Annotated in this window: 20 protein-coding genes; 9 read left to right on the top strand and 11 right to left on the bottom strand. The window is 67.0% G+C overall.

Annotated features, from left to right (window positions below; translation table 11 throughout):
* Positions 1-167: 167 nt before the first annotated feature.
* From G6N59_RS11730 to G6N59_RS11720, 3 genes are read left to right on the top strand one after another with little or no spacing between them, the layout of a single operon-like run.
* Positions 168-1,406: an inorganic phosphate transporter gene (locus G6N59_RS11730; protein WP_138232427.1), complete on the top strand. Its 1,239-nt coding sequence runs from the start codon at positions 168-170 to the stop codon at positions 1,404-1,406.
* Between the two features lie 37 nt (positions 1,407-1,443).
* The gene (locus G6N59_RS11725; protein ID WP_138232426.1) at positions 1,444-1,728 is read left to right on the top strand and encodes a hypothetical protein; all 285 of its coding nucleotides are present in this window, start codon (positions 1,444-1,446) and stop codon (positions 1,726-1,728) included.
* Entirely contained in the window at positions 1,728-2,057 is a 330-nt protein-coding gene (locus G6N59_RS11720) for a DUF3349 domain-containing protein (protein WP_138232425.1), read from the top strand. Before G6N59_RS11725 ends, G6N59_RS11720 begins: the two co-directional genes overlap by 1 nt.
* A 43-nt stretch (positions 2,058-2,100) precedes the next feature.
* On the opposite strand, the gene G6N59_RS11715 is transcribed toward G6N59_RS11720, so the two are convergent.
* The 5 genes from G6N59_RS11715 to G6N59_RS11695 all read right to left on the bottom strand — a co-directional run bounded on the left by G6N59_RS11715 (position 2,101) and on the right by G6N59_RS11695 (position 5,561).
* Positions 2,101-2,490 (bottom strand): VOC family protein, encoded by a 390-nt coding sequence (locus G6N59_RS11715; RefSeq protein WP_138232424.1) that lies wholly within the window; start codon positions 2,488-2,490, stop codon positions 2,101-2,103.
* A gap of 4 nt (positions 2,491-2,494) precedes the next feature.
* Positions 2,495-3,367 carry an SDR family oxidoreductase gene (locus G6N59_RS11710; protein ID WP_138232423.1) on the bottom strand — a complete coding sequence of 291 codons (873 nt, stop codon included), beginning with the start codon at positions 3,365-3,367 and terminating at the stop codon, positions 2,495-2,497.
* Positions 3,368-3,387: 20 nt separating this feature from the next.
* On the bottom strand, positions 3,388-4,047 hold the full coding sequence (bluB, locus tag G6N59_RS11705) for a 5,6-dimethylbenzimidazole synthase (RefSeq protein ID WP_138232422.1): 660 nt from the start codon (positions 4,045-4,047) through the stop codon (positions 3,388-3,390).
* A 19-nt stretch (positions 4,048-4,066) separates the two neighbouring features.
* Positions 4,067-4,534 carry a hypothetical protein gene (locus G6N59_RS11700; protein WP_138232421.1) on the bottom strand — a complete coding sequence of 156 codons (468 nt, stop codon included), beginning with the start codon at positions 4,532-4,534 and terminating at the stop codon, positions 4,067-4,069.
* Positions 4,535-4,643: 109 nt separating this feature from the next.
* A complete protein-coding gene (locus G6N59_RS11695) occupies positions 4,644-5,561 on the bottom strand; it encodes a 1,4-dihydroxy-2-naphthoyl-CoA synthase (protein WP_138232420.1) in 918 nt (305 codons plus the stop codon).
* A 99-nt stretch (positions 5,562-5,660) separates the two neighbouring features.
* On the opposite strand from G6N59_RS11695, the gene G6N59_RS11690 reads away from it, so the two are divergent.
* Positions 5,661-5,936 carry a hypothetical protein gene (locus G6N59_RS11690; RefSeq protein ID WP_138232419.1) on the top strand — a complete coding sequence of 92 codons (276 nt, stop codon included), beginning with the start codon at positions 5,661-5,663 and terminating at the stop codon, positions 5,934-5,936.
* Between the two features lie 75 nt (positions 5,937-6,011).
* Here G6N59_RS11690 and G6N59_RS11685 read toward each other — a convergent pair whose 3' ends face one another.
* Positions 6,012-6,464 carry a nitroreductase family deazaflavin-dependent oxidoreductase gene (locus tag G6N59_RS11685; RefSeq protein WP_138232418.1) on the bottom strand — a complete coding sequence of 151 codons (453 nt, stop codon included), beginning with the start codon at positions 6,462-6,464 and terminating at the stop codon, positions 6,012-6,014.
* 70 nt (positions 6,465-6,534) lie between these two features.
* Here G6N59_RS11685 and G6N59_RS11680 point away from each other — a divergent pair, with 70 nt between their 5' ends.
* Positions 6,535-7,254 (top strand): hypothetical protein, encoded by a 720-nt coding sequence (locus tag G6N59_RS11680; RefSeq protein WP_138232417.1) that lies wholly within the window; start codon positions 6,535-6,537, stop codon positions 7,252-7,254.
* Between the two features lie 12 nt (positions 7,255-7,266).
* On the opposite strand, the gene G6N59_RS11675 is transcribed toward G6N59_RS11680, so the two are convergent.
* Entirely contained in the window at positions 7,267-8,535 is a 1,269-nt protein-coding gene (locus G6N59_RS11675; protein WP_138232416.1) for a CynX/NimT family MFS transporter, read from the bottom strand.
* Between the two features lie 47 nt (positions 8,536-8,582).
* Between G6N59_RS11675 and G6N59_RS11670 the strand changes: the two genes are divergently transcribed.
* Positions 8,583-9,257 (top strand): FadR/GntR family transcriptional regulator, encoded by a 675-nt coding sequence (locus G6N59_RS11670; protein WP_138232415.1) that lies wholly within the window; start codon positions 8,583-8,585, stop codon positions 9,255-9,257.
* 82 nt (positions 9,258-9,339) lie between these two features.
* Here G6N59_RS11670 and fadD8 read toward each other — a convergent pair whose 3' ends face one another.
* On the bottom strand, positions 9,340-10,974 hold the full coding sequence (fadD8, locus tag G6N59_RS11665; RefSeq protein WP_138232414.1) for a fatty-acid--CoA ligase FadD8: 1,635 nt from the start codon (positions 10,972-10,974) through the stop codon (positions 9,340-9,342).
* Between the two features lie 96 nt (positions 10,975-11,070).
* Between fadD8 and G6N59_RS11660 the strand changes: the two genes are divergently transcribed.
* The 3 genes from G6N59_RS11660 to G6N59_RS11650 are packed head-to-tail and all read left to right on the top strand — an operon-like array spanning position 11,071 to position 15,256.
* Positions 11,071-12,681: an amidohydrolase gene (locus G6N59_RS11660; RefSeq protein WP_138232413.1), complete on the top strand. Its 1,611-nt coding sequence runs from the start codon at positions 11,071-11,073 to the stop codon at positions 12,679-12,681.
* 29 nt (positions 12,682-12,710) lie between these two features.
* Positions 12,711-14,285 (top strand): long-chain-fatty-acid--CoA ligase, encoded by a 1,575-nt coding sequence (locus G6N59_RS11655; RefSeq protein WP_138232412.1) that lies wholly within the window; start codon positions 12,711-12,713, stop codon positions 14,283-14,285.
* On the top strand, positions 14,282-15,256 hold the full coding sequence (locus tag G6N59_RS11650) for an o-succinylbenzoate synthase (RefSeq protein WP_138232411.1): 975 nt from the start codon (positions 14,282-14,284) through the stop codon (positions 15,254-15,256). Before G6N59_RS11655 ends, G6N59_RS11650 begins: the two co-directional genes overlap by 4 nt.
* Positions 15,257-15,292: 36 nt before the next feature.
* On the opposite strand, the gene G6N59_RS11645 is transcribed toward G6N59_RS11650, so the two are convergent.
* From G6N59_RS11645 to scoE, 3 genes are read right to left on the bottom strand one after another with little or no spacing between them, the layout of a single operon-like run.
* Positions 15,293-16,810: an AMP-binding protein gene (locus G6N59_RS11645; RefSeq protein WP_138232410.1), complete on the bottom strand. Its 1,518-nt coding sequence runs from the start codon at positions 16,808-16,810 to the stop codon at positions 15,293-15,295.
* Complete coding sequence (locus tag G6N59_RS11640) at positions 16,807-17,352, bottom strand: FcoT family thioesterase (RefSeq protein WP_138232409.1); 546 nt, start codon at positions 17,350-17,352, stop codon at positions 16,807-16,809. The genes G6N59_RS11645 and G6N59_RS11640 overlap by 4 nt, the downstream gene beginning before the upstream one ends.
* Positions 17,349-18,236 (bottom strand): (3R)-3-[(carboxymethyl)amino]fatty acid oxygenase/decarboxylase, encoded by an 888-nt coding sequence (gene scoE, locus G6N59_RS11635; protein WP_138232408.1) that lies wholly within the window; start codon positions 18,234-18,236, stop codon positions 17,349-17,351. Before scoE ends, G6N59_RS11640 begins: the two co-directional genes overlap by 4 nt.
* Between the last annotated feature and the right edge of the window lie 306 nt (positions 18,237-18,542).

Below are 18,542 nucleotides of genomic sequence, written 5' to 3'. Positions count from 1 at the left end.
GTAACTCGCGACGTCGCTGCCAGCGCTTTGCCAGACTAATTAGACGAAGCGAGTAGGTGAACACTGTATGAACACCTCCGTCGCCACGGCAAACACGCAGGTCGCGGTCGGAATTGGGGACTTCCGTAACTGGTCAAAAACGCGCGCGCTAGCCCAGAATAAGCGCCATGAGCGAAACGATCGTCATCCTGGCGTTGCTTGTCGCAACCGCCCTGGCCTTTGATTTTACGAACGGTTTTCATGACACCGGTAACGCGATGGCGACATCCATCGCCACCGGCGCCCTCAAGCCCAAAGCCGCGGTGACGCTCTCGGGCATCCTGAACCTTGTAGGTGCCTTCCTTTCCGTCAACGTGGCCGTCACGGTGGCCACCAACGTCCTGAAGATTCAGGACCCCAAGACCGGCCACCTCAAGCTCGACGCGACCGTCGCGCTGACGGTGATCTTCTCGGGCCTCGTCGGCGGCATCCTGTGGAACCTGCTCACCTGGCTGTTCGGTATCCCATCCAGCTCGTCGCACGCGCTGTTCGGCGGCCTGATCGGCTCGGGTATCGCCGCGGCGGGCTTCGCCGGCGTCAACTGGGATGGCCTGACCAGCAAGGTGCTGCTCCCGGCGGTGGCCTCGCCGTTCATCGCCGGCGTGATCGCCATGTGCGGCACCTGGTTGGTTTACCGGATCAGTAAGAACGTCACCAAGGCGCGTCGCGAAGAGGGCTTCCGTTGGGGCCAGATCGCCACTGCTTCGCTGCTGTCTCTCGCTCACGGCACCGGCGACGCGCAGAAGACCATGGGCGTCATCGCCCTCGCGCTCATCAGCACCGGCCACCTGACCGGCGACGTGAAGAAGGACGGCCTGCCGTTCTGGATCATCGGCAGCTGCGCCCTCGCCATCGGTCTCGGCACCTACATCGGTGGGTGGCGCGTCATCCGCACCCTCGGTAAGGGCTTGGTCGAAATCGACTCGCCGCAGGGCTTCTCCGCCGAATCCGCATCGGCCGCAGTCATCCTGACTTCGAGCGTCGCGGGCATGGCGCTGTCCACCACGCACGTGGCCACCGGCTCGATCCTGGGCAGCGGCGTCGGCAAGCCGGGCGGCGAGGTGCGCTGGAAGGTCGCGGGCCGGATGGCCGCCGCATGGCTGATCACCTTGCCTGCCGCCGGCCTCGTCGGTGCGCTCTCGTTCCTGCTCGCCAATGGAATCGCCAGCGCGAGCACGCCGCTGGTCGGTGACATCGTGATCTTCCTGATCCTGGTCGGTCTGTCGGGCTTCATGTACTACCGCGCCCAGCAGCAGAAGATCGACCACAACAACGTCAACGCCGATTGGGACGAGTCGACCAACTCGACGGTTCCGGCCGACGTGCGCGCCGCAGCCAAGTCCACCAAGGACACCGCGTCGGTCTGACGCCGGTATCTCCAGCAAAGACTTAAGGAATAATTCGATGCACTATTTGGAAGCAATTTTCCGAGTTCTGGTGGTGGGACTCATCTTTGGTGCCGGCCTGCCCGCGGTGTTCGCCGGCGGTCTGGTCGCCTACTCCACCGGCGCCGGTGGCGTCGGGGACGACGGCACCACCCACACACCCAACGCAGTGTTGAAGGCACTCGGCGTGGCGCTGTTCGTCCTCGTCGGCGCCATCGTGCTGCTCGCCATCCTGTGGATCACCAAGGACGTCATTGCGCACCACACCGGCGTCAAAATCTTCGAACCCCTGGGGCTGAAGTAATGAATGAGCCCATCGTTGTGCCCGCGCCGAACAACACGGCGGCCCTGTTCCACAGCATCCTGAACTGGCTGCGTGAGGGGTACCCGGACGGAGTGCCGCCGAAGGACTACTTCCCGGTGCTGGCGTTGCTGCGGCGTTCCCTCAGCGAGGGCGAGGTCGTCGAGGTGGCCCGCACCATCCTGCGTTCCAACGACGGGGAAAGCCCGGTCACCGAAGACGAGATCCACGACGCGATCCAGAAGACCACCGACCAGGCGCCGAGTCCCGAGGACATCCAGCAGGTATCGGCTCGTCTGGCCGCGGTCGGCTGGCCACTGGCCACACCGTAGCGCTGACGCGCCCCGATACGCACCACGCGAGACACCCGGAGCGCTAGCTCCGGGTGTCTCGTCGTAGTGGGTGGGTGTCGGGCACCTGTACGAAGATCAAGGTGACCTGGTCGGGATCGGTGACGTGCAGTTCGTGCAGGCCCCACGGTTCTTGTTGTGCCGCACGGGAAATCGTCACTCCGCGGCCTTCGAGTTCGGCCTGCGTCAGATAGACATCCCGCACCTGGAGCCACAGTGCGCCGGGGAACGGCACTGACGGGCCGTCGCCGTCACGGCCGTGGCCGGCGAGCTCGATCAGGGACTGCCCAGCATAGAACACGGTGCCGGCGCCGTATTCACGGGCAATGGCCAGGCCGATGGCGTCCCGATAGAAGGCCACCGACTTCTGGTAGTCGGCGGGACGGATCAGGATGCGGCTGGCCAGGATTTCCATCGCCTCACCGAACCGGTTGTGCGCGTTGGCGTTTCATCATCTTGTCCACCACGCCGGGGACGAAGCTGTTGAGGGCGTGCGACGTCACCGCCATCCGGGGTGCGATGCGCACCGGACGGGTCTTGGCCGCGGTGACCATCCAGTCGGCGGCTTCGTCAGCCGACAGCCCGGGCAGTCCGTCGTAGGCGCGGGTCGGTGCGATCATCGGCGTCTTCACCAGCGGGTAGAACAGCGTCGTCGAGTGCACTCCGCTTGCGCCCCACTCGGTTTCGATGACCCGGCTGACGGCGGTGAGTGCGGCTTTGGAGGCGTTGTAGACCGCGAACAGCGGCGACGACTCATTCATCACACCCCACGTGGACACGTTGATGATGTGCCCGTCGCCGCGCTCCAGCATGCCGGGGGCAAAGCCTCGGACCAGCCGCAGCGGCGAGTAGTAGTTCAGGGTCATGGTGCGTTCGAGGTCGTGCCAGCGGTCCAGGGATTCGGCCAGCGGCCGGCGGATGGACCGACCGGCGTTGTTGATCAGGATGTCCACGCCACCAAGCTCGGCTTCGACGTCGGTGACGAGCGCGTCGATGGCGTCCATATCCGACAGGTCGCACGGCCGGGCGATCGCGTCGCCCCCGCTGTGGGTGATCCTGGCCGCCACCGTGTCCAGCAGGTCGGCCCGGCGGGCCACGATCACGACCGTCGCACCCAGGCGGGCCAGCTTGGCCGCGGCCGCCTCGCCGATGCCCGACGACGCGCCGGTCAGCACGATGCGTTTGCCGGCCAGGTCCACCTCGCCGTGGCCCGACAACCGTTCGATCAGGGGTGGTCGCATACCGGCGAGCAGCAGACTCTCGGTGACTCGGCGCAGTGGACTTTTGCTCACGCCCACGAGCTTAGGGAAACTCAGCTCGTTCGGGTGGCAGGCCAGCTGTTCGTGTACACCAGTTCGTCGAGCGGGCGGGCTGTCGTCCAGCCCACGATCTCGAGCTCGGGACGGTCCGGGAACTCCGGCACCGGGCCGACGCACAGCACCGCGATCGGGTCGGCGCCCTCGGGCATGCCCATCAGCTCGGCCAGCTCCGCCGGTTCGAACAGCGAAACCCAGCCCAGACCAAGACCTTCCGCGCGGGCCGCCAGCCACATGTTCTGGATGGCGCAGGACACCGACGCCAGATCCATGTGCGGCATGGTGCGCCGGCCGAAGATGTGGCGTTCGCGATCGTCACCCAGCGCCACGACGAACAGCTCGGCGCAGTCGCCGATGCCCTCGACCTTGAGTGCCAGGAACTCCGCTTCGCGGGGCCCGAGGGCCTCGCCGGTCCGGATCCGCTCGGTGTCGACCAGTTCCTTGATCGCTGTCCGCATAGCCGGATCGGTGATTCGCAGGAAGCGCCACGGCTGCATCAATCCGACGCTCGGCGCCATGTGGGCAGCCTCCAGGATGCGCCGCAGAACATCTTCGGGCACTTCGGAATTCGGCGTGAAGTGCCGCATGTCCCGGCGCTCGGCCATGACCCGGTAGACGGCTGCGCGTTCGGCGTCGGAGTAACTCGGCTCGCTCACCCCGGGAGGCTAACAGGGATCAGCGGGAGCCGACCGCGTCGGAGTGGCGCCGGGGGGACCGGCCGGGTGCTCGGGCCTCTGCTGTGGAGCGGCTGGGGAAGGCGAACCAAACCATCAGGGCCACGTTGTACGCGGTGAGAACGGCGTACAGCACGGTGTCGTGGGAGTCGAAGCCCAGTGGGCCCGGGTTGTGGCTCGACGTCGCCACCACACATACCGCCGTCACGACGCACCAGCCGAGTGCGGCGACCCCGTTGAACATCGCCGCGCTCCGGCCCAACGAGGCGAAGACGGTCAGCACGCCGACCACCAGCAGCAGAGAGCAGTGCAGCGGGGTAACACGCAGCCACAAGATCGGGGCGCCGGCAGCGCCGAAATGCGGGTTCGCCATGGACCAGGCCAGACCGGCGCCGCCGAAAATGCCCATGGTGAAACCCTGGGCTCCCAGCGCCCACCGGCCGATACGTGCGCGTGCCCCGACTTTCACGTGCTCAGTCTGACCCGAGGCGCCCGACATCGATACGCGCCCAAGCGGATACACAGGGCACTCATGGCAAAGCGCACAGCGTCGCGTCGTTCATGTGACCGCCAGAAACTCAGAAGTAACGTGGGAACTCGCTCCAGTCCGGGTCGCGCTTCTGCAGGAACGCGTCCCGGCCCTCGACGGCTTCGTCGGTCATGTACGCCAGGCGCGTGGCCTCGCCGGCGAAAATCTGCTGGCCCACCAGCCCGTCGTCGATCAGATTGAACGAGAACTTCAGCATCCGGATGGCCTGCGGCGACTTGCCGTTGATCTCGGCCGCCCATTGCAGCCCAACGGTTTCCAGGTCCTTGTGGTCGACGACCTCATTCACGGCTCCCATGGCCCGCATCGATTCGGCGTCGTAGGCGCGGCCCAGGAAGAAGATTTCGCGGGCGAACTTCTGCCCGGCCTGCCGCGCCAGGTATGCGCTGCCGTAGCCGCCGTCGAAGCTGCCGACGTCGGCGTCGGTCTGCTTGAACCGGGCGTGTTCCCGGCTGGCCAGGGTCAGGTCGCAGACGACGTGCAGGCTGTGGCCGCCACCGGCCGCCCAGCCGTTGACCAGGCAGATCACGGGCTTCGGCATGAACCGGATCAGCCGCTGGACCTCGAGGATGTGCAGCCGCCCGGCGCGGGCCGGGTCGACGGTCTCGGCGGTGTCGCCGGACGCGTACTGGTAGCCGCTGCGGCCGCGGATGCGCTGGTCGCCGCCGGAGCAGAACGCCCAGCCGCCGTCCTTCGACGACGGTCCGTTGCCGGTGAGCAGGACGACGCCGACGTCCGGGCTCATTCGGGCGTGGTCGAGTGCGCGGTACAGCTCGTCGACGGTGTGCGGCCGGAAGGCGTTACGGACGTCGGGCCGGTCGAAGGCGATCCGGACCGTCGGCTGCGGCTTACCGTCCAGCACGTGACGGTGGTAGGTGATGTCGGTGAGTTCACCGAGCTCGGTCACCGGCTGCCAGAGCTGAGGGTCAAACGGATTGTCTGCGTTCACGCCTCGACCTTAGAGCTGCCGGGGTTTGGCCTGTGCGCCCCATGGGTACTAGGTCGCAGACACATGGCGGCCGATGGCGGCCCGAACAGGAGAGGCTCAATGAAGCGGTCAGCAGGCGTGGTGGTGTCAGGGCTCATTGCCGGACTGGCGCTGGTCGGATGCTCGCCGTCCGTTCAGGGCGGCGACACCAAGTGCAAGGACTTCGTGGGAGCCGACGAGAAGACGCAGAACCAGGCGGTCAACAAGATGATCAAGGACCGCAAGGGGGCCGACCCGTCGTCACTTGAGGTGACGGGCACGCGCGCCTCCGCGCTCGCGTGGTGCCAGACGGCCGGCCAGCAGGACGCCCCGATCAAGGACGCGCCACACCTTTAGCGGGCACTCGCGCGCGGGGGTTTGCGCGGAAATTCGGCCAGAATTTCGGCGTAAGCCCCCACGCTCGCCGCGGTGCTAGACCGGATCGAACCGGAACACCGCGCAGCGTCCGGCGAGCGCTTCGAACTCGTCGGGGTTGGGGCCGGTCACCAGGCCCGCGTTCTTCATGAACCCGACGCCCGTCGGCACCAGGATGGGGAACTGCCGCAGCAGCGGGCGGGCCTCTTCGGCGGGTACCTCGGACAGCCGGACCTCTTCACGTTGCCGGCCCCGGGTCACGGTGGCGGTGGCCGCGGCGCGCGCGTTGCGCACCCAGTCGGCGTTCGGGAAACCACCCACGACGTAGCGGCGGCCGTCGACCTCGAACGGAGTGATGGGCGTCGACCGCGGTTCACCGGACGAGCGGCCCGGCACGGTCAGCACGACGGGACCCTTGATGGGAACCACCCGCATGACGGCCATCATGACTTTGTTCATCGGCTTGAGCCACCATGGTGGCTTGAGGTTCGCGTCGCTGTCCTGGCCCATGGATCGAGGCTAGACGAGCCCCTGCAACTGCGCTGGCGTGCTATGTTCGCCCAGCTGAAGGAGGGTTTCGATGTCTGATCAGTGGCCGCCACCCGGGCCGTTCGGACCGGGTCAACCGTATGGGGCCAACCCGTACGGCGCTCCCGGCGTGCCGCCGAACATGCCCTACCCGCAGTACCCCCAGCAGTATCCGCAGCCGCAGTACCCGCAGCCTGGGGGGTACGGCATGCCCACGCCCGGACCGGCCGGCCCCTCCGGCGTGACGGCCATCATCGCCGCGGTGCTGAGTCTGCTCGGCGCTGTGTCGACGGCGTTCCAGGCATTCTCCAGCTGGTATGTGGTCGCGACGTTGAGCACGCTCTCCGACTCCTTCTCGAGCGGGTCGGACACGAGGTCCGGCCTGATGGGCCTGAGCACCGCCATGGCCGTCGTGCAGACGATCGTGGCCGTCGCGCTGCTGGTCGGTGGCGTGCTGCTGATCCTCGGGCGTGCAGCGGGCCGTTGGATCGTCATGGCCAGCTGCACGGTCGTGGTGTTGTCCAACGTCGTCGGCCTGTTCGCCTCGCTCACCATCCTCAAGCGGCTCGGCACCGCACTCGGCGGCGGCTACGAGGGGATGCAGCAAATGGCGGGGATGTCGGTGATGAGCGCCGCCGTGCCGATCGTGTTCGCCCTCGCCACCGGTGTGCTGGCGGCGCTCAACTCGACGCAGCAGTGGTGCCGGTGGAAGAGCGCCCAGTCGGTGCCCGTCGTGCCCGCCGCGTACCCCGGCTACCCGCCGCCGTACTAGCCAGACCGTCACCTAGACGTAGCGGTTGCGCCCGGCGAACCAGCCGGCCGTCAACTGCACCGCGTACACGCTGAAGAACAACACGAACGGGACGTGCCAGCCGCCGGAGACGTCGTGCAGCAGCCCGAACAGGAACGGCCCGGTGCTCGCGAACAGGTAGCCGAAGCCCTGCGCCATGCCCGAGAGCTGTGCGGTGTCCTCGGTGTTGCGGGCGCGCAGCGCGATGACGGTCAGCGCGAGTGAGAACGCGCTCATCCCGATACCGGCCAGCAGGCTCCACAGCACCGGTGCCGCACTCGGCGCGACGAGCAGACCGATGGCGCCGGACAGGCCCAGCACACCGAGGCCGACGTTCCACAGGCTCTGGTGAGTGCTGCGGGCAGCCAGCGGCGAGATGAGTAGCGCGACCGGGACGCCGATCAGCGACATCACCCCGGACATCACGCCGGCAGTGGTCTTGTCCATGCCGTTGTCGATGAAAATCTGTGGGAGCCAACCCATCATGATGTAGGCCAGGAACGACTGGCTGCCCATGTAGAGCGTCACCGTCCATGCGAGCGGGTTGCGCAGCAGGGATCGACGCGCGGTGGTGCGGGCCGCCGTTGTCGCCCAGTCGGTGCGATGCCGGCGCGCGGCCGGAAGCCATAACAGCAGGGCCGCCAGCGCGAGCGCGGCCCAGATGGCGAGCGACGGACGCCAGCCGCCGACGCTGTGTTCCACCGCTGGGGTGACGGCGGCGCCGAATGCTCCGCCGGCTTGCAGTGCGCTGGTGTAGATACCCGTCATCAGGCCGATGTGGGCGGGGAACGAACTCTTGATCACCACCGGGATCAGCACGTTCGCCAGTGCGATGCCGGACGAGGCGAGCAGCGTGGCGCCCAGCATGAGGCCGCCGTCGCCGTACGGCCGCACCGCCAGGCCCAGGGCCAGCACCAGCAGGGCGAGCGTCACGGTCCGGCCGAGGCCGAGCCGTTTGGCCAGCAGGGGCGCGGTGGCGCCCGCGGCGGAGAAGCACAGTACGGGCAGCGTGGTGAGGATGCCGGCCCAGACCGACGACACCCCGAGTGCGGTGCGCATCTCACCCAGTAGGGGAGCGACGCTCGTGACGGACGGCCGCAGGTTCAGGGCGGTGACGACGACCGCGGCGGCGAGCAGGACACCGCTCGCGAGGCGGGTGCTCGGACTCGCCGGGACATCCGCGATTTCGATGGCGCCGTCGAGCTCGAGTGCCAATTCGTCCTCGTAACGGGCGTGTTCGGAACCGTTCAGGGCAGCACTCATGCTGCTATGATGGCATACATCCTATGATTGGTTGAAAGGATGATTTCGTGGCCCTGAACACAGCCCGCCGTGCCGGCTTGGTGGAACAGGTCATCGAGCAGCTCCGGGGTTCGGTCGCGGACGGCGAATGGCCCGTCGGCCATCGCATCCCGAATGAGACCGATCTGGTCGAGGCGCTCGGCGTCGGCCGCAACACGGTGCGGGAGGCCGTCCGGGCACTGGCGCACGCCGGCCTGTTCGAGGTACGGCAGGGCGACGGCACGTACGTTCGTGCCACCAGCGAGGTCTCAGGCGCGTTGAGCCGGCTGTGCAGTGACGAACTGCGGGATGTGCTGCAGGTGCGCCGCGGGCTGGAAGTGGAGGGCGCCCGCCTGGCCGCGGCCAGGCGGACCGATGACGACATCGCGCTGCTGCGGCGGCTGCTGGACGGCCGCGACAACGAGCAGCGCGCCGCGCATCACGACGAATTCGTCCACGCCGACACCGAATTCCACTGTGCCGTCATGCGCGCGTCCCGCAACACCATGCTGATCGATCTGTACCTGGGACTCATCGAGGTCATCACCGCGAGCGTGTCCGTCATGAACGAGACGCCCGTCGAGACCGAGTTCGAGGACCATCACCGGCTGCTCGACCGCATCGTCGCCGCCGACGCCGACGGGGCTGCCGCCGCGGCCGCCGTGCTCTTCGACCGCCTCCTCGCCGGGTTGCCCACTTCCTGAACCTGGGGTGCCTCCCACTTACCGGGAAACGCGAAAACCCCCGATTTCCAAGGGAATTGGGGGTTTCACGACTGCTTGCGACCTAGCCGACAGAGCGCTCCGAGCCAGCCCAGAACTGCGCGCGGACCGCCTTCTTGTCCGGCTTGCCGAGCGCCGTCACCGGCACGGCGTCGACGACGACGACCTGCTTCGGCGACTGGACCGAGCCCTTGCGCTCCTTGACCGCGGCCTGAATCTCGGCGGTCATCGTGGCGACGGCCTCCTCGGACCGGTCGGCGTCCGGACGCAGCACGACGACGGCCGTCACCGCCTCGCCCCACTTCTCGTCGGGGGTGCCGACGACGCATACCTGGGCGATCGAAGGATGTTCGGCCACAACGTCTTCCACTTCCCGCGGGAAGACGTTGAAGCCACCGGTGACGATCATGTCCTTGGTCCGGTCGACGATGTACCAGAACCCGTCCTCGTCCTCGCGGGCCAGGTCGCCGGTGTGCATCCAGCCATCCTTGAACGTCTCGGCAGTGGCTTCCGGCAGGTTCCAGTAGCCGCCCGACAGCAGTGGGCCGGACACGCAGATCTCGCCGACCTCACCCTGGGGCACCGGATTTCCGTCGGAATCCAGCAGGGCCGTGCGCGCGAACAGCGTCGGCCGGCCGCAGGATGTCAGCCGCTTCTCGTCGTGCTCGCCCTTGGCCAGGTAGGTGATGACCATCGGGGCCTCGGACTGGCCGTAGTACTGCGCGAAGATCGGGCCGAACCGGCGGATGGCCTCGGCGAGACGCACCGGGTTCATGGCGGAAGCGCCGTAGTAGACGGTCTCGAGCGACGACAGGTCGCGCGTATGCGAATCGGGGTGGTCCATGAGCGCGTAGATCATCGACGGCACCAGCATGGTCGCGGTGATCTTCTGCTCTTCGATCACCCGCAGCACCTCCGCGGGGTCGAACTTCTTGAGCACGATCAGCTCGCCGCCCTTGACGATGGTCGGCACGAAGAACGCCGCGCCGGCATGCGACAGCGGAGTGCACATCAGGAACCGCGGGTGCTCCGGCCACTCCCATTCGGCCAGCTGGATGGTCGTCATGGTGCTGATGGACTGCGTCGTGCCGATGACGCCCTTGGGCTTGCCGGTGGTGCCGCCGGTGTAGGTGAGCCCGCCGACGTGATCAGGGGCCAGGTCGGCGGCCTTCAGTGGCTGCGGTTCGAACTTCGCGGCTTCGGCGGCCAGGTCGATGGCCGAGCCCGTCAGCTCGTCCGGCACCGGGCCGATCGTCAGGATCTGCTTGAGCGACGGCACCTTCTCCAGCAGGCCGATGGCCCGCTCCACGAACGCCGGGGTGGGATCGATGATCAGCGTTGTGACGCCGGCGTCGGAGAGGACGTAGGCGTGATCGTCGAGCGAGCCGAGAGGGTGTAGTGCTGTGCGGCGGTAGCCCTGCGTCTGGCTGGCGCCGATGATCATCAGCACCTCGGGCCGGTTCAGCGCCAACAGGCCGCTGCTGGCGCCGGAGCCGGCGCCGAGCGCCTCGAACGCCTGAATGTACTGGCTGATGCGGTCGGCGAGCTGGCCGCCGGTCAGTGTGGTGTCGCCGAGGAACAGGACCGGCTTGTCTTTGTTGCGCTTCAGGGCGCCGACCGTCAAGTGTCCGGAATGCAGGGGATGGCGCAGCAGCTCGGCTGATGAGCGCTCGCGCGAAGAAGAGACGTCAGGGGCCATGACCTAAGACTAGAACGTGTTCTAGTCCGTAGGTCAAGCCCGTGAAATTGACGCATTGCGAAACCCGTCCGATAGACACGCCCTAGCATCGACCTCATGGCCAGCCCAGCCGATCTCGTCATCGTCGGAAACATCGTGACCGTCGACCCGCAGCGGCCCATCGCCGAGGCGCTCGCCGTCACCGCCGGACGCATCGTCGCTGTCGGGTCACGCGACGAGGTACAGCCGTGGATCGGCGCTGACACCGAGGTTCGGGAGGTCGCCGGCTGCGTGCTGCCCGGGTTCGTCGAGGCGCACGGCCACCCATTGATGGAGGCGGTGGTGCTCGGTGGCCGCATGGTCGACATCCGGCCCGTCACGATGCCTAACGCTGACGACGTCGTGGCCGCGGTCCACGCCGAGGTGGCCGCTCGCGGCGCTGACGGCGCCTACCTGAACGGCTGGGATCCGCTGCTGCAGCACGGGCTCCCAGAGCTGACGCGAGCCTGGCTGGACGCGGCGGCGCCCGACGGCCCGCTGGTCATCGTGCACAACTCGGGGCACAAGGCGTACTTCAACTCGGCTGCCGCCCGTGCCGCCGGGCTGACCCGTGACACCCCGGATCCGCACGGCTCCAAGTACGGCCGCGACGCCGACGGCGAGCTCGACGGCACCGCCGAGGAGACCGGTGCGGTGTTCCCGCTCGTGACAGGAGTGATGACGCCCACCGACTATCCGGCGCTGCTGCTCGCCGAATGCGCCCGGCTGAATCGGGCCGGCCTGACGACCTGTTCGGAGATGGCGTTCGACCCGATGTTCCGGCCGGTGCTGGAGCAGATGCGCGACAAGCTCACCGTGCGGCTGCGCACCTACGAGATGTCGACCGCGGCGCTGCACACCGACGCGTCCCCGGACAACGGTGACGACCTGGTCCGTCAGGTCGGCATCAAGATCTGGGTCGACGGGTCGCCGTGGGTGGGCAACATCGACCTCACCTTCCCGTATCTCGATACCGATGCCACCCGCACCATCGGCGTGGTGCCGGGGTCGTGCGGGCACGCCAACTACACCCGCGAGCAGCTCGCCGAGATCGTCAACACGTTCTTCCCACTGGGCTGGCAGATGGCCTGTCACGTGCACGGCGACCACGGCGTCGACACCATCTTGGATGTGTACGAGGACGCGCTGAAGCGCTGGCCGCGGGAGGATCACCGGCTGCGGCTCGAGCACGTCGGTGCCATCACACCGGTGCAGCTGCAGCGCGCCCACGATCTCGGCGTCACGTGCAGTGTCTTCGTCGACCAGATCCACTACTGGGGTGACGTCATCGTCGACGGGCTGTTCGGCCCCGAGCACGGCGACGTGTGGATGCCGGCCGGCTCGGCCGTGGCCACCGGTATGCGGATCTCGCTGCACAACGACCCGCCGGTGACGCCCGAGGAGCCGCTGCGCAACATCAGCGTCGCGGCCACCCGGATCGCCCCCAGCGGGCGCGTGCTGGCGCCGCAGGAACGGCTCACCGTCGAGGCGGCCATCCGGGCCCAGACCATCGATGCGGCCTGGCAGCTGTTCTCCGATGACGCGGTCGGTTCGCTGGAAGTCGGCAAGTACGCGGACCTCGTGGTGTTGTCGGCCGACCCGCGCTCGGTGCCGCCAGAAGCCGTCGCCGACCTGGAGGTGCTCGCGACTTATCTGGCAGGACAACAGGTTCACGCCAAAGCCGACTGAGCACGCGGCAGACGTGGCAGGCTCAGGACATGACTGAACTGTCGGCACCCCGATTCCTCGATGAACGTGTTGCCCACTGGGCCGCGACCAAGCCGGACGACGAAGCGATCACCTACCTGAACAGGACGTGGACCTGGTCGCAGTGGAACGACCGGGTGCGCCGGCTGGCGGGTGCGCTGTCAGCCTGGGGCGTCAAACGCGGGGACGTGGTCGCGTTCCTGGACAAGAACCACCCGGCCTGCGTCGAGCTGACGCTGGCCGCGGCGTCCCTGGGCGCCGCCAACGCGATCATCAACTTCCGGCTGGCCGCCGATGAGCTGGATTTCGTGCTGAACGACTGTGGCGCAAAGGTTCTCGTCGTCGGTGCCGAGCTGAGGCCGGCGGTCGACAACATCGCCGACAAGCTCACTCACGTGGAGCACATCGTCAGCGTGACGCCCGAGGGTGGCGAGGGTGACGAGTACGAGGCGCTGCTGGCCGGCGCGACCGCGGTGGATCGCTCGCCTGATGTCCAGCCCGACGACGTGTGCATCATCATGTACTCCTCGGGCACGACGGGCCGCCCCAAGGGCGTCGCGCTCACCCAGGCCAACATGATCGCGCACACCATCAATGCTTTCGACGGCTGGGAGAGCAGCCCGGACGACAAGAACCTGGTGGCGATGCCGCTGTTCCATGTCGGTGGCTCGTCGTACATGCAGTACGGGCTGCACAATGGGGTGCCGAGCTACCTGACACGCGACGCCGACGGAGCCTCGCTGGCCGGCGGCATCCTGGTCGGCGCCAACCGGACTTTCCTGGTGCCGGCCGTGCTGGCCAAGGTGCTCGAGACCGGCCCGGATGCGGTGAAGTTGTTCAGCGCCTTGAAGACCTACGCCTACGGGGCCTCGCCGATGCCGCTGCCGTTGCTGCGCCAGGCGTTGCAGGCATGGCCCGAGACCGAGTTCATCCAGGTGTACGGCCTGACCGAGGTCTGTGGCGTCGTCAGCCGGCTGATGCCCGAGGACCACCGCGCCGACAACGAGGAACGGCTCGTCAGTGCGGGCGTGCTGATTCCAGAAGCCGAGGTCCGAGTGGTCAATCCGGAAACCCTCGACGATGCGCCCGCCGGCGAGCAGGGCGAATTGTGGTTCCGCACGCCGACGTTGATGAAGGAGTACCTGAACCGGCCGGACGCCACCGCCGAGGCGATCACGCCCGATGGGTGGTTCCGCACCGGGGACATCGGCCGCGTCGACGCCGACGGCTACATCTTCGTGGAGGACCGGCTCAAGGACATGATCATCTCGGGTGGCGAGAACATCTACTCCATCGAGGTGGAGCGGGTGCTCGCCGAGCACCCGGCGGTGTCCGAGGTCGCGATCATCGGTGTGCCCGACGAGAAGTGGGGTGAATCGGTGAAAGCCGTTGTCACGCTCGAGGGTTCGGGAGACGGAGTGTCGGACGCCGACCTCATTGCCTTCGCCCGCGAACGCCTCGCCGCCTACAAGTGCCCGAAGACCATCGACTTCGTCGACGACATGCCCCGCAACCCCACCGGCAAGATCCTCAAGAAGGAACTTCGCAAGCCGTACTGGGAGGGCCGGGACCGCGCCACCGTGTGAGGCACGATAGAGGGGTGCCTGCCTTAGCCGAACTGCTCGAGCGGCTGCACGTCGTCTCGCTGCCCATGCGGGTTCGGTTCCGCGGCATCGACGTTCGTGAAGTCGCGCTGATCGACGGGCCGTGCGGCTGGGGCGAATTCGGCGCGTTCGTCGAGTATGGCCCGGCCGAGGCGGCACACTGGCTGGCGTCCGGCATCGAGGCGGCGTATCAGCCGTCGCCCGCGCCGGTGCGGGAGCGGATCGCGATCAACGCCACCGTGCCCGCGGTCGAGGCCGCCCGGGTACCCGAGGTGTTGGCGCGCTTCCCGGGGGCCCGGACCGCCAAGGTGAAGGTGGCCGAGCCGGGGCAGACGCTGGCCGACGACGTGGCGCGCGTCGAGGCCGTCCGCGCTCTCGTGCCCGTGGTGCGCGTCGACGCCAACGGTGGCTGGACCGTCGAAGAAGCGGTGGCCGCTGCACGGGCACTGACTGCCTCGGGGCCGCTCGAGTACCTGGAACAGCCGTGTGCGACAGTGCCGGAACTGGCCGAGCTGCGGCGTCTGATCGACGTGCCGGTGGCGGCCGACGAGTCCATCCGTAAGGCCTCGGATCCGCTGCGGGTGGTACGCGAACGAGCGGCGGACATCGCGGTGGTCAAGGTGGCCCCGCTGGGTGGCGTGACGCGGCTGCTGTCGGTGGCCCGGCAGATCGACATCCCCATCGTGGTGTCGAGCGCTCTGGATTCGGCCGTCGGCATGACCCGCGGGCTGCTGGCCGCCGGCTGCCTGCCGACGCTGCAGCACGCCTGCGGCCTGGGTACCGGTGGGTTGTTCGTCGAGGACGTTGTCGACGTGCCGCCGCCCTTGGACGGGTTCCTGCCGGTCGGCCCGGTGGTGCCCGACCCGGCCCGGTTGGCCGGCCTGGCGGCAGCGCCTGCGCGCCGGGACTGGTGGATCGAGCGGGTGCGGGAGTGCTACGCCCTCGTGCCGTGACAGCGGTACGCCCGCTGCGGCGGAGGGACGGTGGCCTCAGTGGACCTGCCGGTCCAGCCCCGCCCAGAACTGTTCGCGCAATTCGCGGCGGAGGATCTTGCCGCTGGGATTGCGGGGGATCGACTCGATGAATTCATAGCGCGAAGGCACTTTGAACCGGGCGAGTCTGCGGCCGAGGAACTCGGACAACTCGTTGTCGGCGAGTAGGGACTCGGGCTTGGTGACGATGAACGCGTGGACACATTCGCCGCGGCGATCGTCCGGGACTCCCACCACCGCACTGTCATGTACGTCCGGATGCGAATTGATCGCCTTCTCCACTTCGGCCGGATAGACGTTCTCGCCCGAGACGATGATGAGATCTTTGACGCGGTCGCGGATCACCAGGAACCCGTCGTCGTCGACGTACCCCGCATCACCGGTACGAACCCAGCCATCGACGATGGTGTTCGCGGTCTCCGCGGGATCGGCGAAATACTCCAGCATCTGGGCTGGGCTGCGCAGGTACACCTCGCCGGAGACTCCACTGGGCAGGTCGTTTCCTTCACTGTCCCGGATGGCCACGTCCACTCCGGGATAAGGCTTTCCGGCGGCATGCAGTCGGGCTAGACCGGGTCGATGCTGTTCGGGTGGAAGGCACACGGCGGTGTTCCCGGTCTCGGTCAAGCCGTAGATCTGAGCGAACTCGCAGTCAATGGTGTCGATCGCATGGGACAGCAGATCGGGACCGATCGGGGATCCGCCGTACGCGATCTTGCGCAGCGTCGCCAGATCGGACGCGACGACTCCGGGTGCGGACAACAGCATCAGGATCATCGCCGGGACGAAGCAAGTGAGCGTCACACCATTGTCACGGACCGCTGCCGCTGCTCCCATCGCGGTGAATCGGGGGATAACCACACTCGGCAGTCCACTGTTGAGTGCTTGTGTGGCCCACCACATGCCGCCGATATGAAAGGCGGGTAGCGCGATGAGGCTGACATCGTCGGGCCGCCAATCGATCCAATCGAGTCCGGCATTGTCGAGTAGCTCACGAACCGCGTTGAAGGTGCGATGGCCCAGCACAACACCTTTCGGCCGCCCGGTGGTGCCGCTGGTGTACATCTGGACCACCGGGGTGTTCCGGTCGACCGCGATGTCCGGTAGCACCCGATTGGTGGCACTGTCCCGCCATCGCGCGAAATCGCCCAGTTGGACGACATTTTCGGCCGCCAGGTCGGGCCGGTCGGTGATCAGCACGCGCGCCCCCGAGTGCTTGACGACGAAGTCGAGCTCGTCGGTGGCCAACCGCCAGTTCACCGGCACCAGCACGGCTCCGATGCGCGCACATCCGTACAGCAACTCATAGAGCGCCGGGGTGTCGGTGGCGACATGGACCACCCGATCTCCCGTCCGGACGCCCGCGGCCACGAGCGCCCGGGCCACCGCAAGGGAACGCTGTGCGAGTTCGGTGAACGTGATCTGCTCGGTTGCGAAGATCAGCGCCACCCGGCCGCCGCCGGCCTCCGCATTGTGGTCGAGCCGGCTGACGAGATCGAATTCCCTTGTTGTCACCAGGGTTTGGACGGCAGGTTGATCAGAGCGATCTCGACATCGCCCAGGGCGCTGCCGATTCCGTCGTCGGAGAACTCGACGGTGGTCTGCAGCGCGATCAGCGGCCGCGAGCGCTCGCGGAATTCGATATCGGTGATCGTCAGGACACCGCGGTAGTCCCGCGAGTTGATCGGTTGCCGGAATCGGGTGGCCAACTTGCTGATCAGCACGGAGGGCAACTGCCGCTCCCAGTAGTCGGACAGATCCCAGTTCGAGAGTTCGGGGATCAGCCCGTCACGCACCGAGGCCGCGAGCGTGTAGTAGAAGAGCTGGTTGTACGAGATGATGAATTCGACGGCGTTGAAGTGTCCGGTCTCTTCGATGTAGCACGACTGCTGGAATCCCAGATCTCCTGTGCCGACGACAATGTCGCCGCGCCGCTCCGCGACCGCATTCTTCAAGTAGATGGTGTCCTTGCTCGCGTAGGGCGCCATGGCGCGGGCAAGCAACGCGGCATCGTCGTGGAGGTCGTCGATGAGGGTCGTTCGGGATGGTCGATTCATGCGGCGGCCTCACTGCTCAGCGGGTGTTCGTCGGTCAGGGTGATGCGGTAGGACTCGGTTGGTTCGTTCGTCGGGTTGTGCAGGGCACGGTGGATCAGGGTCCGGTTGTCCCACAGCACAACATCACCGGGCTCGTAGGTCTGCACAAAGATGTTCGGGTGTTCGTACGTGCTGTCGAGCTGGCCGGATTCGGCGAGCAGGTGGTCGAGCAGGGTCCGCGGCAGCGCGTCTCCGGCAGCGTCCTCGATCTCGAAGGTGAATGCTTCTGAGAGATAAAGGATTTGTTCGCCTGTGACCGGGTGGGTCAGAACGGTAGGCCAGCGCCTCGGCGGTGTCACGCGTTCGATGTCGGCCAACACGTCACCGATCGGCCGATACACATCAGACGGCCGGATTTTGACGTAACGACGGGCGCTGTGGTGGGAGAACGTCCCGTTGATCGCCTCTTTGAGCTGCGGGCTCAGCCGCTGGTAGGCGGTTGCCATGTTGATGAAACGTGTGCCCCTGGTCGTCGACGGCAGCAGCTGAGGGTAGAACACCGTGATGGCAAACGGCTCGGGCATGAATTGATAATCGGCATGCCAGAATCCGCCGGTCTTGGGGACGCCGATCTGACGTTCGTTCCGGTTCAAATTCGAAGAGACGAAGATCAATTCGTTCTCCGGGTGGTGATACATGGGTTCGTAGTACGGCACCGGGGTGCCGAAACGGCGGCCGAGTTCCACGAACGCCGCCGGTTTGAGTTCCTGCTCTTTGAGCACCACGAGTTTGCTCTGATAGATGTGTTGTTGGACTCGTGTGACGTCGTCGCGGCTGGCCAACGCGGGATCGAAGCCACGGACCTCGACCGCAGCCCCCGGGCCGGAACTGGTTGTGATGTGCATCAAGAATCTCCACTACGGCGGCAGAACGTCTCGTCTGCCGCCAAATCGTCACGGGCACAAACGGGTTCGCGGCCAGCGGGTGACCCGAGATCGTCTACTGCTCGGACGCCGCACGGCGCGTTGGGTTGAATGGTCGGTCGATAGGTCGCAGACAGTCCGGAAAAAGTTCCCGAACTCTCGCATCTGCGTGACTGCGTGTGGCGTCAGGACGCGAGGTCGTAGGCTGCTCTCGCGTCGGCGCGCCCGGCCCGATGCTTCGGGGGCCGGTTTCGTACTGTCGCGGTTGGCCCCGGCACGGCACGTTCA

The sequence above is a fragment of the Mycolicibacterium aubagnense genome (assembly GCF_010730955.1).
Taxonomy (GTDB): domain Bacteria; phylum Actinomycetota; class Actinomycetes; order Mycobacteriales; family Mycobacteriaceae; genus Mycobacterium; species Mycobacterium aubagnense.
This window is presented reverse-complemented; position numbering and strand designations above follow the sequence as displayed.